General features: G+C 44.0%; 1 protein-coding gene. It reads right to left on the bottom strand.

Annotated features, from left to right (window positions below):
* Positions 1-46: 46 nt before the first annotated feature.
* A complete protein-coding gene (locus tag JCM14108_RS13895) occupies positions 47-1,318 on the bottom strand; it encodes an ISL3 family transposase (protein WP_035181568.1) in 1,272 nt (423 codons plus the stop codon).
* Positions 1,319-1,462: the final 144 nt, after the last annotated feature.

Here is a 1,462-nt window from a genome sequence, read left to right as displayed (position 1 = left end):
GGTTCTTCGTCAACTGTTGTTGGTGAACAAAATATTGGAGTTCTAATCACTTGGTGATTAGAGCTCTTTTTGTATGAACTCGAAAAGCGAACAGCACTCTTAGCCGGAATCTGAAGAAGTTTCGGTAACCAAATCCAGTGCGTTTAATGACTTTAATCTTGTTGTTTGAACCTTCTAAGGGCCCGTTGGTGTAATGGTGAGTAAAGGTATTGCCAATTTCATCATGATGAGTCGCTAGGGTCTGGAGGGTTGCCAACATCTCTTCCGAGCAGCCCTCTAAGTGATGGAATACTTGATTATAGTTGGGCCAATCACGGTTTTTGATGGTTTCACGTAACCGATTCATCACGTTGTAAGTTTGCTTGAGCTCGGGATCAATGTCCAATAAAGCATCAACCACATCAGTGGCAGTCGCTGGATAAGGGAAGTTTGTCCACTTACGGAAAGCTTCGTAGTTGAGGTGATTTTCCGGCGTTAATAATAGTTTCCAATAGCGTTTTAGGGCGTGATACTCGCGTGAGGAAGTCGCCAGGGTTTTCATGAGGCGCACCCGCGTCTTATTAAAAGCTCGATTTAAAGCGTTAACCAAGTGGAACGGATCGATGACAACGATGGCGTTCGGAAAGATCTGCCCCACCAATTTGGGATAGGTATAGTTCATATCGGTGACGATAATTTTCACATTTTCTCGCGCAGCCTGGTCGTAATGCTGGAAATACTTTTGAAGCTGATAGATGGTCCTAAAGGGTAACAGGTCGATCAATTCGTGGGTTTCCGCGTCCATAAATTCAAAGCTCATCGCGTCGGTGGCGCTCTTAGTGCTTTTAACTTCGTCCATGAGGAGAACTTTTGGTAAATAGTGCCAGTTGGTTTGAAAGTCCCGTTCAGCGCGCAAGAGCTGCCGACCAACGAATGAATCCGAAGTGGATAACTCATCGGCAATGTGTTTGAGCGAAACCGGTTCGGTCAGTTTTTCTAAGCATTGTTTGCGGGTCGTATTTGAAATCGTGCAGTGTTTCGGCACCGCATTCGTCTGCGCCAGGAAATTGGTATGACAAGCCTTACAGTGAAAGTTTCGCCGATTGAGACACAGGATAACGGTGCTGCCCAATGTTTTTGCGAATCTAATGGTGGTCTTCCGCCAACCATAGCCAATAATTTGGTGATCATTGATAATCCCACAATTGCGGCATGCCTTGGGGGTGTAGTTTAGGGACCCCACCAATCGAATCACTCCATCATCACCCACTTGTCCTTCCTCAATTATTAAGTGTTCATCATCTATTCCTAACAACATTTTCGTAGTATCATTTGACATAGGGCATTTCCTTTCTTGACTTAATTCTGTGGTGGGAGCAAGTTAACGGACGGGAGATGTCCGCTTTTTTATTCTAATGATAAACAAAAAATCTGTCATCAGTAATAGATAAAAATCTATTACCAACAACAGATATTGTAGAAC

Source organism: Lentilactobacillus farraginis DSM 18382 = JCM 14108, assembly GCF_000583655.1.
Lineage (GTDB): Bacteria > Bacillota > Bacilli > Lactobacillales > Lactobacillaceae > Lentilactobacillus > Lentilactobacillus farraginis.
The sequence above is the reverse complement of the archived record's forward strand: the minus strand, read 5'-3'. Positions and strand labels throughout refer to the sequence as shown.

Coding starts and splice junctions, on each gene's coding strand:
- JCM14108_RS13895 (WP_035181568.1), bottom strand. CDS start 1,318: ATGTCAAATGATACTACGAAAATGTTGTTAGGAATAGATGATGAACAC.